Here is a 13,322-nt window from a genome sequence, read left to right as displayed (position 1 = left end):
TAGATGCTGCGAGAGTGCCGTTCGTTCGTTCGGGCGTTACTCCGGACGGGCGAGCGTCTGGAGGCGGCGCGCCCGGGACGCCCACGTCCACTCCGCCTGCATCCACCGTCGCCCCGCCGCCCCGGTCCGCGCCGCCTCCTCGGGGTCGGCGAGCAGGTCGGCGACCACGTCCGCCACGTCGGCAGGGTCCCGCCCGTCGGTGAGCCGACCGGTGCGGGTGCCGGCGGGTCCGCCGCGGACCGTCTCGGGGGCGCCGCCGGACCGACCGGCGACCACCGGCACCCCGGACGCCGACGCCTCGAGCAGCACGATCCCGAGTCCCTCGACGTCGAGCCCGCCGCCCAGGGTGCGGCACGGCAGCGCGAACACGTCGAGCGCCGCGTGGTGGGCCGGGATCTCCTCGTGGGCGAGCGGACCGGTGAACACGACGTCGTCCTCGACGCCGACCTGCGCGGCGAGGCGCTGCAGCCGATCCCGGTCGGGACCGTCGCCCGCCACGACGAGGGCCGCCCCCGGCACGCGCCGCCGGATCGCGGGCAGCGCCCGGATCAGCACGTCCTGCCCCTTGCGCCGCACCAGCCGGGACACGATCCCGACGACGGGTCGCTCCCCCAGGCGGTGCCGCGCCCGGATCTCGTGCCGCGCGCCCGGGTCGGGCCGGAAGCGGGTCGTGTCGATCCCCGAGGGCAGCGGCTCGAGGACGGCGTCCGGGCCGAGCGCGGGCGCGATGCGGGCCCGCGTGTAGCGGCTGACGGTGGTGACGACGTCGGCGTCCCGCGCGATGCGGTGCAGCAGCTGCCGGCTGCCGGGCAGCATCGACCAGCCGACCTCGTGGCCGTGGGTGCTGGCCACCATCCGCGACGCGCCCGCCCGGCGCAGCGCCGGCGCCATCAGCCCGAGCGGGGCGGCGGCGCCGAACCAGACGGTGTCGTGGCCGGACAGCAGCTCGACGGCGCGGCGCACGGCGGCGGGCGTCGGCAGCATCATCGTCGTCGGCAGCCGGTGCACCGGGAAGGGTTGTTCCGCGTCGAAGGCGGCGCAGCGCCCGTCGGAGTCCGTCGCGTCCGGCCAGGTCGAGGCGAGCACGGTCAGCGTGCCCGGGGGCAGCCGGACGGCGAGTTCGTGCAGGTAGGACTGGATGCCGCCCGGGCGCGGCGGGAAGTCGTTGGTGACGAGCAGGATCCGGCCCGTCGCCGGGGCGGTCACGGGGGCGTGATGCGGCGGATGGTCGAGACGTTCCCCCGCACCGGGGCCACCTTCACCACGTCGCCGGATTGCGGGGCCTCCAGGAACCGGCCCCCGCCCACGTAGATCCCGACGTGGGTGGCGGGACTCCCGAAGAAGATCAGGTCACCCACCTGGACCTGCGAGGGGTCGACCAGCTGACCGACCTGCTGCTGGGCCGCGGCGACCCGGGGCATCCCGACGCCGATCTGCCGGTACGCCCACTGCACGAGCCCCGAGCAGTCGAAGGTGTTCGGGCCGGTGGCGCCCCAGACGTACGGTGCGCCCTGGCGGGTCAGGGCGGCTCGCAGGGCGGCGACCCCGAGCCCGTCGCCGGGGATGTTCGTCGGGTAGTTCGTGATCCCGCCGGACCGCAGCAGCGCACGGTCGCCGCGGGAGAGCCGGGCGAGGGCGGCGTTCGCGGCCGCGACGTCCCGGTCGGCCTGTGCCTTCGTGCGGGTGGCGTCCTCGAGGGTGCGCGCCGCGTCGTCGGCCGCCCGGCTCGCGTCGGTGGCGCGGGCCTCGGCGTCGCGCTGCGCGCCGTCCGCGGCGGCCGACGCGTCGAGGTAGCGCTGCAGCACCGCGCGGTTGGCCGAGGAGACCGTGTCGAGCAGCTCGACCTTGTCCAGGTAGGCCTGCGGGGTCGGGCTGGACAGCAGTGCACCGAGCTGGTCGAGGTCACCGCCCTGGTAGGTGCTGCTGGTGAGCTGGTCGACCGCCACGTAGGCGCGGTCGAGCGCCTGGCGGGCCGTGGCCACCGCGGCCCGGGCGTCGTCGGCCGCCCTCCGGGTGCGGTCGGCCTCCGCCCGCCGCACGGGCAGCTGCTCCCGCGCCCCCATGGCCGCCTCGTTGGCCGCCTCCGCCCGGGCATTGGCCTCGGCCAGGGCACGGACGACGTCGTTCGCCCCGGGCGGGACGATCGGGTCGGCGGCCGCGGTGCCGGCCGCGGCGGGCAGGAACAGGGCCGCGAACGCGAGCAGCAGCACGACCAGCACCGGCGTCGGGGTCCGACGACCGGGGCGCGCGTCGCGGCGGGACGGTCGGGGCGTCACGGGGCGGGGAGGTCCCTTTCTCGGCCAGGGCGGCCTCCCGGCGGGCGACGGTGCGGGGAGCTCGTCCCCGGGAGGTGACGGGACGGTAACCGACCCCGGTCGACGCCCTGCAGCGTGGTGCCCCGGACGTCATCCCGCGTCCCGGCGACGCGTGCGCACCGTGCGGGGCGCGGCCGGCTCCGCCGCCCCCGGCACGAGCCGCAGCCGCGGGATGAGCCCGTGGTCGGCCAGCACCTCGAGCGCACGGCGCTCGACCGGACCGAACTCGAGCGGCAGCGGCGCCCCCGGGGCCGCCGGCTCCCGGGGCCCCTCGTCGCGCGCCGGCACCTCGGGCACCCCGAGCAGCACCCCGACGACGCAGTCGTCGCACGCCTGGTGCCGTACCACGCAGGTGTCGCAGTCGATGAGCATCGCGGCCTCCGCCGATCGGCCCCGGCATCTCCCGGGGAGTCGTGGCGGACGGTAGGAGGGGGGTCCGACAGTCACGCGGCGTCGCGGGTCGGGGTGTGACCGGCGTCTCAGATCCGGGCCAGCCGCTCCAGCAGCACACTGGAGGGCACGGGGTGCGCCCCGCGGCGCCGCACCGAGTCCACGACCGCCCGGTCGGAGGTGACCACCACCAGCGGGCGCCCCTCCGGCTCGGCGTCGACCAGGGTGCGGATCAGGTCGTCGGCGATCACGCCCGGTTCGGAGAACAGGACGCGCACCCCGCGCACCGACGCCGTCGGCACGCCGGAGATGCCGGCCCCGTCGAACACGAGCGTGGTCTCGGCATGGGTCCGGGCGGCGAGAGGGGCCACCGCGGCGACGAGGCGGTCGCGCTGGGCCGCCAGGGACAGCCCCGGCCAGCCGGTCTTCGTCACGTTGTAGCCGTCGACGAGCAGGTGGACCTCGGGCAGGCCGAGCAGCCGGTCGAGGGTCGCCGGGTCGGTGACGCGGGCCATCGGCGCCCGCGCCGCGGACCCCACCAGCTCGGCCGGTCGCGGCCCGACCCGGTGGTCGTCGGCCCGGAGCCCCAGCTCGTGACGCAGCCCGGCCGCGGCGCCCGCGACGGTGTCCACGAGCAGGGCCAGCCGCGCGTCGTCGGCGTGCCGGGCCTCGTGCGCCGCGCGCCGGGCGGACTCGAGCTCGGCCGTCGCCCGGCGGGCCCGGGCCTCGGCCGCGGCCACCGCCTCCTGGTCGCGCCCGCGTTCGCGGCGCAGGTCCTCCAGCTCTCGCACGAGGTGGCCCTGGCCCTCCTCGAGCCGCCGGGTCGCGTCCGCGGCCGCCACCTCCGCGGCCCGGACGCGCACGCCCTGCTCGCGCAGCCGGGCCCGCAGCTTCGCCACCTCGTCGCTGAGGTCCGGCGTCGCCGTCCCCGCCTCGGCCCGGGCCGCGTCGCGTTCCGCGGTGACCCGCTCCAGCTCCCCCGCCAGCCGGTCGGCCCGGGCGAGCGCCGCGTCGCGCTCGGTCCGCAACTTCCCGACGTCGGCCCGTTCCCCGGCGTCGCGCAGCAGGTCACCCGCCGTGTCGCCGTCGCCGGCGAGCACCGCGACGGCCGCGGCGTGCACCGGCTCCGCCACCGGCGGGTCCCACTCCTCGGGACGGTGCTCGCGCCACCAGGCCACGACGTCCTCGGCGAACCCGTCGGCCGAGCCCAGCGCCGCCAGCAGGGGGCCGGAGCCCACCTTGGCGCGCTTGGCGGGGGCGAACCGCGCGATGGGGCGCACGGGGGCGGGGAGGTCGGTCGAGGGCATCTGCCCGACGGCCCGGCTCACGAGCTCGGCGACGCGGCTGCGAACGGTCTCGGGGGCGGCGTCGAGGAGGGCGGCGCGCAGGGCCGCACCGTGCGGCGCCTCCACCTCCCCCGCTGCCATCCGCCCAGGCTAGCGGCCCGAGGGCACTCGACCACCCGTGACTGTCGGGGGGTCGATCTAGCGTGCGGCGGCGTGGAGGCACCGCGCCCGGTGACGGGACCCGACCCGCAGCTCACGTTCGAGGAGCTCGGGACGCCGCTGCACGCGGCCACCTTCGTCGTGCTCGACCTCGAGACCACCGGCGGGCCGCCCGCGGGCTCCGACGCCGGCGACGGGCCGGACGCGATCACCGAGATCGGGGCGGTGAAGGTGCGCGGCGGACAGGTGGTCGGCGAGTACGCGACGCTCGTCGACCCTGGGCGCGACGTCCCCCCGCAGATCGTCGCGCTCACCGGGATCACCACCGCGATGGTGTCCGCGGCGCCCCGGTTGCCGGCGGTGCTCCCGGGGTTCCTGGAGTTCTGCGCCGGGGCGGTGGTGGTGGCACACAACGCGCCCTTCGACGTCGGGCACCTGCGGGCCGCGTGCCGGCGGCACGGTTCGGTCTGGCCCCGGCCCCCGGTGGTGTGCACGGCGCGGCTGGCCCGCAAGGTGCTCACCCGCGACGAGGCCCCGTCGTGCCGGCTCTCGGCGCTCGCCGCGCTGTTCCGGGCGGGCACCCGGCCGGTCCACCGGGCGCTCGACGACGCCCGGGCCACGGTCGACGTGCTCCACGCGCTGCTCGAGCGCGTCGGCGGGCAGGGCGTCTCCTCCCTGGAGGACCTGCTGGCCCTGCAGGTGGAGGTGACCCCCGCCCAACGGGGCAAGCGCCACCTCGCCGACGCGGTGCCGCACGCGGCCGGCGTCTACCTGTTCCGGGGCCCGGCCGACGAGGTGCTCTACGTGGGCACGTCGAACGACCTGCGACGGCGGGTGCGCTCGTACTTCACCGGCTCGGAGAAGCGGGCGCGGGTCAAGGAGATGGTCGGGCTCGCCGAGCGGGTCGACTGGGTGGAGTGCGCCCACCCGCTCGAGGCCGAGGTCCGGGAGCTGCGCCTGCTCGCCGGGCACGCGCCGCGCTACAACCGGCGCTCCCGCTACCCGCACCGGGGCTGGTGGGTGACGCTGACCGACGAGCCCTTCCCCCGCTGGTCGGTGGTCCGCACGCCCCGCACCGACGCGATCGGCCCGTTCGGGCGCCGGCCGGACGCGGTCCGGGCCGTCGAGGCCCTCGTCGACGCCGTCGCGCTGCGGCCGTGCACCCAGCGGATCCCGGCGCGCGGCGGACGCGGCAGCCCGTGCGCCCTCCACGGCCTGGGCCGGTGCGGCGCCCCGTGCGCCGGCCTGCAGACCGCCGCCGACTACGCCGTCACCGTCGACGCGGCCCTGGCGCTCGTGCGCGGGGGTTCCGACGACGGGCTCGTGCGGCTGCGGGAGCGGGTGGCCGACCTCGCCGCGGGCGAGCGGTTCGACGCCGCGGCGGCGCACCGCGACCGGCTGGCCGACCTCGCGGGCGCGCTCGGCCGGGTGCAGCGGCTGTCCGCGGTGGCGGGCACCGAGGAACTCGTCGCCGCCCGCCCCGACGGCCTCGGGGGCTGGGAGCTGGCGGTGGTGCGGCACGGTCGGCTGGCGGCGGCCGGGACGGCCCGGCGTGGGGTGCCGCCGATGCCGGTAGTGGAGACCCTGGTGACGGCGGCCGAGACGGTGCGCCCGGGGGTCGGACCGCTGGGCGGGGCACCCCCCGAGGAGGTCGGGGTGATCACCCGGTGGCTGGAGCGGCCGGGCACGCGGATGGTGCGCACCAGCCGTCCCTGGGCGGTGCCGGCGCACGGCGCCGGGTCGTGGTCGGAGTGGGTGGCGCGCGCCCGGGAGGCCGCTCGGGCCACGACGCCGGACCCCTCGGGCGAACCCGCGGCGCGGGCGGTCGGGTCGGGAGGCGGGGCCGGACGCCGCCCGCCCTCTAGAGTTCCGGCCGAGCCCGCCGGCCCGCCCCGCGCGGGCCGGACCCGCCGAGCCAGGGAGCCCTCGTGATCACGGCCATCGTCATGATCCACGCGAACGCCGACCGGATTCCGGAGACCGCCCAGGCGATCGCCGAGCTCCCCGGGGTCACCGAGGTGTACTCCTGCGCGGGCGACGTCGACCTCATCGCCATGGTGCGGGTGCGCGAGCACGACGAGCTCGCCGACGTGATCGCGGGCGGGCTGAGCCGGGTGCCGGGCGTCCGCGACACGTCCACCCACATCGCGTTCCGGTCCTACTCCGCGCAGGACACCGACGCGGCCTTCGCCGTCGGCCTGGACTGACGCGCCCGGACCGGCACCGCCCGTCGTCGGGACGGGGCCGGGACGGGTCAGCCGCGCAGCCGCGTGGCGGCGGCGACCCAGCGCTCCAGCAGCGCGGCCGCCGAGCCGTCGTCGACCGCCGCGGCGGCCCGTTCGCGCCCGGCCGCGACCGCCTCGTGCAGGTCCGCCCGTCCCCCACCCAGCGCCTCGTCGTAGGCCGCGAGTGCGGCACCGGCGTTGAGCAGCACGGCCTCGCGGACCGGCCCGTGCTCGCCGGCGAACAGCGCGTGGGCCACCGCAGCGTTGACCCCGGCGTCGCCGCCACGCAGGTCGCCGGGCTCGGAGGTCGGGACGCCGATCCGGGTGGGGTCGAGGGTCTCCACCGAGACACCGCCGGGACCCGCACGCCAGACCGTGGTGGTGGTCGTCGTCGTGATCTCGTCGAGGCCGTCGTCGCCGCGGACCACCAGGGCGGTGTCGCCCCGGTCGGCGAGGACCGAGGCGAGCAGCGGGGCGAAGCGCGCGTCGGCGCAGCCGATGAGCGCGGCCGCCGGACGCGCGGGGTTGGTCAGCGGCCCGAGCAGGTTGAAGGCGGTGGGCACGCCGATCTCCCGGCGCACACCTCCGACGTGCCGCATCGCGGGGTGGAAGGTCTGGGCGAAGCAGAACCCGATGCCCACCTCGTCCACGCTGGCCGCCACCGCGCGCGGCCCGAGGTCGATCGGCACCCCGAGCGCCTCCAGCAGGTCCACCGACCCGCAGGCCGACGACGCGGCGCGCCCGCCGTGCTTGACCACGCGCGCACCCGCGGCCGCCATGATCACCGCGGCCATGGTGGAGATGTTGACGGTGTGCGCCTGGTCGCCGCCGGTGCCGACGATGTCGACGACGACCCCGTCGACCTCGACCGCGCGCGCGTGACCGCGCATGACCTCGGCCAGCCCGCCGATCTCGGCGGCGGTCTCGCCCTTCGCGCGCAGGGCCACGACGAAGGCGCCGACCTGGGCGGGTGAGGCCTCGCCGGACATCATGCGGTCCATCGCCCAGGCCGCCTCGGTCCCGGCGAGGTCCTCGCCGCGCAGCAGCCGGCCGAGCAGCGCGGGCCAGGTGGGCGCCGTGCTCATCCCTGGCGCGCCGGCACCCCGGCCCGCAGGACATCGGCCACCGTGCGGGCCGCGGTCACCGGGTCGAGCGGCTGGACGAGGACGGCGTCGGCCTGCGACCACGTCGCGAGCCAACGGTCGTCCTCGCGGCGCACGACCACGATCACCGGGGCCGGGTCGTCGCTCTCGTTCTTGAGCTGCCGGCACACGCCCATGCCGCCCGTCGGCTGCGCCTCGCCGTCGAGCACGGCGAGGTCGAGCTCGCCGGCGTCGGCGGCACCGAGCACGTCGGCGATGCCGTCGGCCTCGCGGAACCGCAGGCGCGGCAGGTCCCGCGCGGGACGGCGCCCCACCGCGGCCATGACCGCCTCCCGCACCTCCGGGCGGTGGCTCATCACCACGACGTCGAGCGTGTCGGTGCTCATCTGGGCGGGCCCTCCCGGCGCTGTCCTGGACTGCTCGCGCGAGAGCCTAGTCATCCGGCCGCCGGAGGCGCCCGGACCCGTCGTCGGGAACCCCCGACTACGACACGACGTACGACGGCCAGTAGGAGAATCCGCAGGTAGATCGCGGTGCAGGTCGCGGGCGTGATCGCGGGGGCTCGCCCCACCCGGCTGATGTCGGAGGGAGGTGACATGATGACGCCCGTGACGACCGCTCCGAGTGCGCCGGCGCCCTCCTTCAGCGCGCGGATCCACTCCCTGAACCGACCCAACGTGGTCAGCGTGGGGACGATCATCTGGCTCTCGAGCGAGCTGATGTTCTTCGCCGGGCTGTTCGCGATGTACTTCGTGGCGCGCGCCCAGAACGTGGGCGAGTGGCCGCCGCCGCCCACCGAGCTCGACGTCCCGTACGCGCTGGTGAACACCATCATCCTGGTGGCGTCGTCGTTCACCTGTCAGTACGGCGTGTTCGCGGCCGAGCGCGGCGACGTGTTCGGCCTGCGCCGCTGGTACGCGGTGACGTTCGTGATGGGCCTGTTCTTCGTGCTGGCCCAGGTGAACGAGTACCACACGCTGGTCACCGAGCACGCCACCACGATCGCCTCCAGCGCCTACGGCTCGGTCTTCTACATCACCACGGGCTTCCACGCGCTGCACGTGACCGGCGGACTGGTCGCGTTCGTACTGCTGATCGCCCGCACGTTCCTCAGTCGGTTCACCCCGGCGCAGGCCACGGCCGCGATCGTCGTGTCGTACTACTGGCACTTCGTGGACGTGGTCTGGATCGGCCTGTTCGCGGTCATCTACTTCATCCGTTAAAGCCAGGCGACGAGAGAGTCAGGGGTAGGCCACCACATGAGCGACCGGACGCCACGCCCGCGCAGGCTGTGGGCGCGTGCGGGCACCAGGACGCGTCGACGCGTCGCGGGCTTCCTGGCCCTCGGCGTCGCGCTGCTCGCCGTCGGCGGGCTGTACACGGTGTTCCAGCCCGAACCCGAGACCGCCCGCGCGCAGGACGCCGCACTCGTGCGCGAGGGGCAGTCGCTGTACGACAACGCCTGCATCACGTGCCACGGCTCGAACCTGCAGGGCGTCGTCGGGCGCGGCCCGAGCCTCGTCGGCGTGGGTGAGGCGTCGGTCTACTTCCAGGTCTCCACCGGCCGCATGCCGCTCAAGGCCCAGGGCGCGCAGGCCGACCGGAAGAAGCCCGAGTACGACCCGCAGCAGATCGACGCGCTCGGCGCCTACATCCAGGCCAACGGCGGCGGCCCGGTCGTGCCGGCCGAGCCGGACGCCGCGCTGGTCGGCTCCGACCTGGGTCGCGGCGGTGAGCTCTTCCGCCTCAACTGCGCCCAGTGCCACAACTTCACCGGCCGTGGCGGCGCGCTGTCCTCGGGCAAGTTCGCCCCGGTCCTCGACCCGGCGAGCCCGCACCAGATCTACGCGGCGATGCTCGTGGGCCCGGGCAACATGCCCACCTTCGCCGACTCGCAGCTCTCCCCCGAGGAGAAGCGCGACATCATCGGTTACATCAAGTCGGTGAGCCCCGACTCGGGTGCGATCAACCCCGGCGGCAACGGCCTCGGCGGCTTCGGGCCGGTCCCCGAGGGCATCGTCGCCTTCTTCGTCGGCCTCGCCGCCCTGATCGGAATCTCCCTCTGGATCGGATCCCGCCAGTGAGTGCACCCCCCGAGTCCCAGTACAGCGACAAGGCCGGGACGCAGCCGGACAGCAACGAGCTGCACATCCCGAGCGACGCCGAGCTCGCCGAGATGAGCACCGACGACCTGGTGCGCCTCGGCAACCGGATCGACGACATCGAGATCGTCTCGGACCGTCCGCGCTTCCCCGTCCCGGGGACCCGCGCGGAGAAGCGGGCCGAGCGTCAGGTCGCCGGGTGGTTCATCCTCGCGGCGGTCATGGGCCTGGCGTTCATCGTCATCTTCATCGCCTGGCCCTGGGAGTACGTCTCCCCCGGCCAGGAGGGCGACCTGCTCTACGCCCTCTACACGCCGATGATCGGCGCGACGCTGGGTCTCTCGGTGCTCGGCGTCGGGATGGGCGTCATCGCCTACTCGAAGAAGCTGCTGCCCGAGGACCTCGCGATCCAGCAGCGGCACGACGGTCGGTCCTCCGAGGTCGACCGCCGCACCGCGGCCGCCCGCCTCGTGCAGACCGGCCAGCAGAGCGGCCTCGCCCGGCGCAAGCTGATCTTCCGCTCGCTCGGTGCCGCCGGCGGCGTCCTGACCGCGGGGATCGCGGTCGCCGCCTTCGGTGGCCTCGTCAAGAACCCGTGGAAGGAGGGCGACGAGTCGCCCCTCCTGGTCACCGACTGGCGCTCGACCAACGGCGAGCGCGTGTACCTGCGCAAGTTCAACGGTGACCCCGAGGACGTCGTCCTCGTCCGCGCCGGCGACCTCGAGCCGGGCTCCATGGAGACGGTGTTCCCGTTCAAGGAGTCCGACCGCAACAACCTCGAGAAGATCGCCGAGGAGGTCCGCTCCGCGGACTCCCCGGTGATGCTGATCCGGCTGCGGCCGAACGTCACGGTGATCAAGCGGGCCGGCCAGGAGGACTTCAACTACGGGTCGCTCTTCGCCTACTCGAAGATCTGCAGCCACATGGGCTGCCCGACCTCGCTCTACGAGGACCAGACCAACCGGATCCTCTGCCCGTGCCACCAGTCGCAGTTCCAGGCCAACGAGTACGCCCGCCCGGTCTTCGGTCCGGCCGCCCGCCCACTGGCGCAATTGCCCATCGCCGTGGACGATCAGGGGTATCTGTACGCCCGCAGTGACTTCATCGAGCCGGTGGGGCCCGGCTTCTGGGAGCGTCGATCATCATGAGTGCGATCACCACACCCACTCGTAGCGGTAGCACGGCGATGAAGCTCGTCGGCACGGCTGCCGACGAGGTCGACAGCCGGATCCACCCGGCCGGCGGCCTCCGCCGTCAGATCAACAAGGTCTTCCCCACGCACTGGTCGTTCATGCTGGGCGAGATCGCGATGTACAGCTTCATCGTGCTGCTCCTCTCGGGCACGTGGCTGGCCATCTTCTACGACCCCTCGATGGCGGAGACGACCTACGAGGGCGTCTACCCCGGCCTGCGTGGCGTCACGATGTCGATGGCGTACGAGTCGACCGTCAACATCTCCATGGAGGTGCGCGGCGGTCTGTTCATCCGCCAGGTGCACCACTGGGCGGCGCTGCTCTTCGTCGCCGCGATGATCGCGCACATGATGCGGACGTTCTTCACCGGAGCGTTCCGCCGCCCGCGCGAGACGAACTGGGTGCTCGGCGTCGTCCTGCTGCTCACGGGCATGATCGAGGGCTTCATCGGCTACTCGCTGCCGGACGACCTGCTCTCCGGCACCGGTATCCGCACCGGCCTCTCCGCGATCGTCATGTCGATCCCGGTCGTCGGGACCTGGCTGCAGTGGGCGATCATGGGTGGCGAGTTCCCGGGCCACATCATCATTCCCCGGCTCTACATCGTCCACGTCTTCCTGCTGCCCGGGATCATCCTCGCGGTGATCGGCGTGCACGTGGCGCTGGTGTGGTTCCAGAAGCACACCCAGTTCCCCGGCCCGGGTCGCACCGAGCGCAACGTCGTGGGTGTCCGCATCCTCCCGACGTTCGCCGCGAAGGCCGGCGGCTTCATGGTCGTGTCGATCGGCGTCATGGCGATCATGTCGGGTGTCTTCCAGATCAACCCGATCTGGAAGCTCGGCCCGTACGACCCGACGCAGGTGTCCGCGGGTTCCCAGCCCGACTTCTACATGGCGGTCTTCGACGGCGCGGTCCGTCTGTGGCCGTCGTGGGAGATGTACCTGAACCTCGGGTTCATCGGGCTGAACTCCTACACGATCCCGGCGATCTTCTTCCCGGCCGTGATCGGCTTCGGTCTGCTGGTGAACCTGCTGATCGCCTACCCGGTCATCGAGCGCAAGCTCACCGGCGACGAGGCGCACCACAACCTGCTGCAGCGTCCGCGCGACGTCCCGGTCCGTACGGCGACCGGCACGATGGCGCTGTCGTTCTACTTCTGGCTGGTCCTGGCCTGCGGGAACGACATCTTCGCCTACACGTTCGACATCTCCCTGAACGTGATGACCTGGATCGGTCGCATCGGCCTCCTGGTGATCCCGCCGGTCGTGTACTTCGTGACCTACCGGATCTGCCTGGGTCTGCAGCGCTCCGACCGGGAGGTCCTCGAGCACGGCATCGAGACCGGCCACATCAAGCGTCTGCCCCACGGTGAGTTCATCGAGGTGCACCAGCCGCTGGGTGGCGTCGACGAGCACGGCCACGCGCTCCCGGTCGCCTACCAGGGCGCCACGGTGCCCAAGCGGATGAACGACCTCGGCTTCGCCGGCAGCCCGGTCAAGGGTGGCTGGTTCCGCCCCGACCCGGCCGAGGAGCAGGACGACATGCAGGGTGTCCACGGCGGCACCGGCACCGACCCGCTCCAGGTCGAGCCCTCTAGCGGGCGCGAGCTCGCCGGCCGTCCGGACGCCGGTCGTCCGCGCGACGTGCGGGAGTAGTTCCAGCAGGACCTGAGAACGGGGCGGGGAGCCGATCGGCTCCCCGCCCCGTTGTCGTTCGTGGGGTGTCCCTTCTCGCGAGTGGGACGTCAGGCATGTCCGCGGGCCCTGCGGGCTGCCTGACGTCACTCTCGCAGCGGGGCGGGTCAGCCCAGGCTTCGCGCGTGGGACGTCAGGCATGTCCGCGGGCCTCGCGAGCTGCCTGGCGCCACTCTCGCGGCAGCCAGCCGGGCCGGCGCCAGCCATCTCGGCCGTCCACCCTCCGCTGTGCCCGTGCCCCCCTTCGCCGGGGGCGAGTGGTACGCCAGGCAGCTCAGTGGGCGTCACGAGCTGCCTGACGTCACTCACGCGTCGGGATGGGTCGGCCCGAGGCATCGCGAGTGGGACGTCAGGCAGCTTCGTAGGCCCCGCGGGCTGCGTGGTGTCACTCTCGCGGCGGCCCAGCCGGGTCGGTGGCCGCCGACCTCGGCCGTCCACCCTCCGCTGTGCCCGTGCCCCCCTTCGCCGGCGGCGAGCGGTACACCAGGCAGCTCAGTGGGCGTCACGAGCTGCCTGGCGCCACTCTCGCGGCGGGATGAGCGGCCCGACGCATCGCGAGTGGGACGTCAGGCAGCTCCGCGGGCTTCGAGACCTGTCTGGTGTCACTCTCGCGGCGGCCCCAGCCGGGTCGGTGGCCGCCGACCTCGGCCCTCGGCTCCCGGGCTCCCTCGCGAGCGTGAGTGTGACACCAGGCAGCTCCACAGGCCCCGCGAGCTGCCTGACGTCACTCTCGCGGCGCGATGGCCTGTCCCCTGCCCGGCCCCTCCCAGGCTCACGAGGGAGCGCCTGCCCCGTGCACCCCTCGGCCCGGACACACGAAAGGCCCCTCCCGCCGCAGCAGGAGGGGCCCGTCGT

The 13,322-nt window shown here is 74.5% G+C and carries 12 protein-coding genes; 6 read left to right on the top strand and 6 right to left on the bottom strand.

The genetic code is table 11. The features are described 5' to 3' along the window. Positions 1-36: 36 nt before the first annotated feature. The 4 genes from ACQPYX_RS15855 to ACQPYX_RS15840 form a co-directional block, all read right to left on the bottom strand. Positions 37-1,206: a glycosyltransferase family 4 protein gene (locus tag ACQPYX_RS15855; protein ID WP_230757884.1), complete on the bottom strand. Its 1,170-nt coding sequence runs from the start codon at positions 1,204-1,206 to the stop codon at positions 37-39. After that, on the bottom strand, positions 1,203-2,276 hold the full coding sequence (locus ACQPYX_RS15850) for a C40 family peptidase (RefSeq protein ID WP_230757886.1): 1,074 nt from the start codon (positions 2,274-2,276) through the stop codon (positions 1,203-1,205). The genes ACQPYX_RS15855 and ACQPYX_RS15850 overlap by 4 nt, the downstream gene beginning before the upstream one ends. A 129-nt stretch (positions 2,277-2,405) precedes the next feature. Beyond that, entirely contained in the window at positions 2,406-2,687 is a 282-nt protein-coding gene (locus tag ACQPYX_RS15845) for a hypothetical protein (RefSeq protein WP_230757888.1), read from the bottom strand. A gap of 107 nt (positions 2,688-2,794) precedes the next feature. Further along, positions 2,795-4,132, bottom strand: coding sequence for an NYN domain-containing protein (locus ACQPYX_RS15840; protein ID WP_230757893.1), 1,338 nt, complete (start codon positions 4,130-4,132; stop codon positions 2,795-2,797). Between the two features lie 72 nt (positions 4,133-4,204). Here ACQPYX_RS15840 and ACQPYX_RS15835 point away from each other — a divergent pair, with 72 nt between their 5' ends. Together ACQPYX_RS15835 and ACQPYX_RS15830 are read left to right on the top strand one after the other, a co-directional pair. Next, entirely contained in the window at positions 4,205-6,082 is a 1,878-nt protein-coding gene (locus ACQPYX_RS15835; RefSeq protein ID WP_433798302.1) for a DEDD exonuclease domain-containing protein, read from the top strand. Further along, a complete protein-coding gene (locus ACQPYX_RS15830) occupies positions 6,079-6,357 on the top strand; it encodes an Lrp/AsnC family transcriptional regulator (RefSeq protein WP_433798301.1) in 279 nt (92 codons plus the stop codon). The genes ACQPYX_RS15835 and ACQPYX_RS15830 overlap by 4 nt, the downstream gene beginning before the upstream one ends. A 47-nt stretch (positions 6,358-6,404) precedes the next feature. On the opposite strand, the gene trpD is transcribed toward ACQPYX_RS15830, so the two are convergent. Next, positions 6,405-7,460, bottom strand: a complete 1,056-nt coding sequence (gene trpD / locus ACQPYX_RS15825) for an anthranilate phosphoribosyltransferase (RefSeq protein ID WP_433798300.1) — start codon at positions 7,458-7,460, stop codon at positions 6,405-6,407. Beyond that, positions 7,457-7,864 (bottom strand): hypothetical protein, encoded by a 408-nt coding sequence (locus ACQPYX_RS15820; protein ID WP_179793641.1) that lies wholly within the window; start codon positions 7,862-7,864, stop codon positions 7,457-7,459. The genes trpD and ACQPYX_RS15820 overlap by 4 nt, the downstream gene beginning before the upstream one ends. A gap of 213 nt (positions 7,865-8,077) precedes the next feature. Between ACQPYX_RS15820 and ctaE the strand changes: the two genes are divergently transcribed. From ctaE to qcrB, 4 genes are read left to right on the top strand one after another with little or no spacing between them, the layout of a single operon-like run. After that, positions 8,078-8,701: an aa3-type cytochrome oxidase subunit III gene (gene ctaE / locus ACQPYX_RS15815; RefSeq protein ID WP_433803728.1), complete on the top strand. Its 624-nt coding sequence runs from the start codon at positions 8,078-8,080 to the stop codon at positions 8,699-8,701. A 36-nt stretch (positions 8,702-8,737) separates the two neighbouring features. Next, positions 8,738-9,562: a cytochrome bc1 complex diheme cytochrome c subunit gene (gene qcrC / locus ACQPYX_RS15810; protein ID WP_433798299.1), complete on the top strand. Its 825-nt coding sequence runs from the start codon at positions 8,738-8,740 to the stop codon at positions 9,560-9,562. Then, positions 9,559-10,728, top strand: coding sequence for a cytochrome bc1 complex Rieske iron-sulfur subunit (gene qcrA / locus ACQPYX_RS15805; RefSeq protein ID WP_433798298.1), 1,170 nt, complete (start codon positions 9,559-9,561; stop codon positions 10,726-10,728). The genes qcrC and qcrA overlap by 4 nt, the downstream gene beginning before the upstream one ends. Then, a complete protein-coding gene (gene qcrB, locus ACQPYX_RS15800; RefSeq protein WP_433798297.1) occupies positions 10,725-12,428 on the top strand; it encodes a cytochrome bc1 complex cytochrome b subunit in 1,704 nt (567 codons plus the stop codon). Before qcrA ends, qcrB begins: the two co-directional genes overlap by 4 nt. Positions 12,429-13,322 lie beyond the last annotated feature (894 nt).

Origin of the sequence: Actinomycetospora sp. CA-084318 (assembly GCF_050955885.1) — a bacterium.
Lineage (GTDB): Bacteria > Actinomycetota > Actinomycetes > Mycobacteriales > Pseudonocardiaceae > Actinomycetospora.
This window is presented reverse-complemented; position numbering and strand designations above follow the sequence as displayed.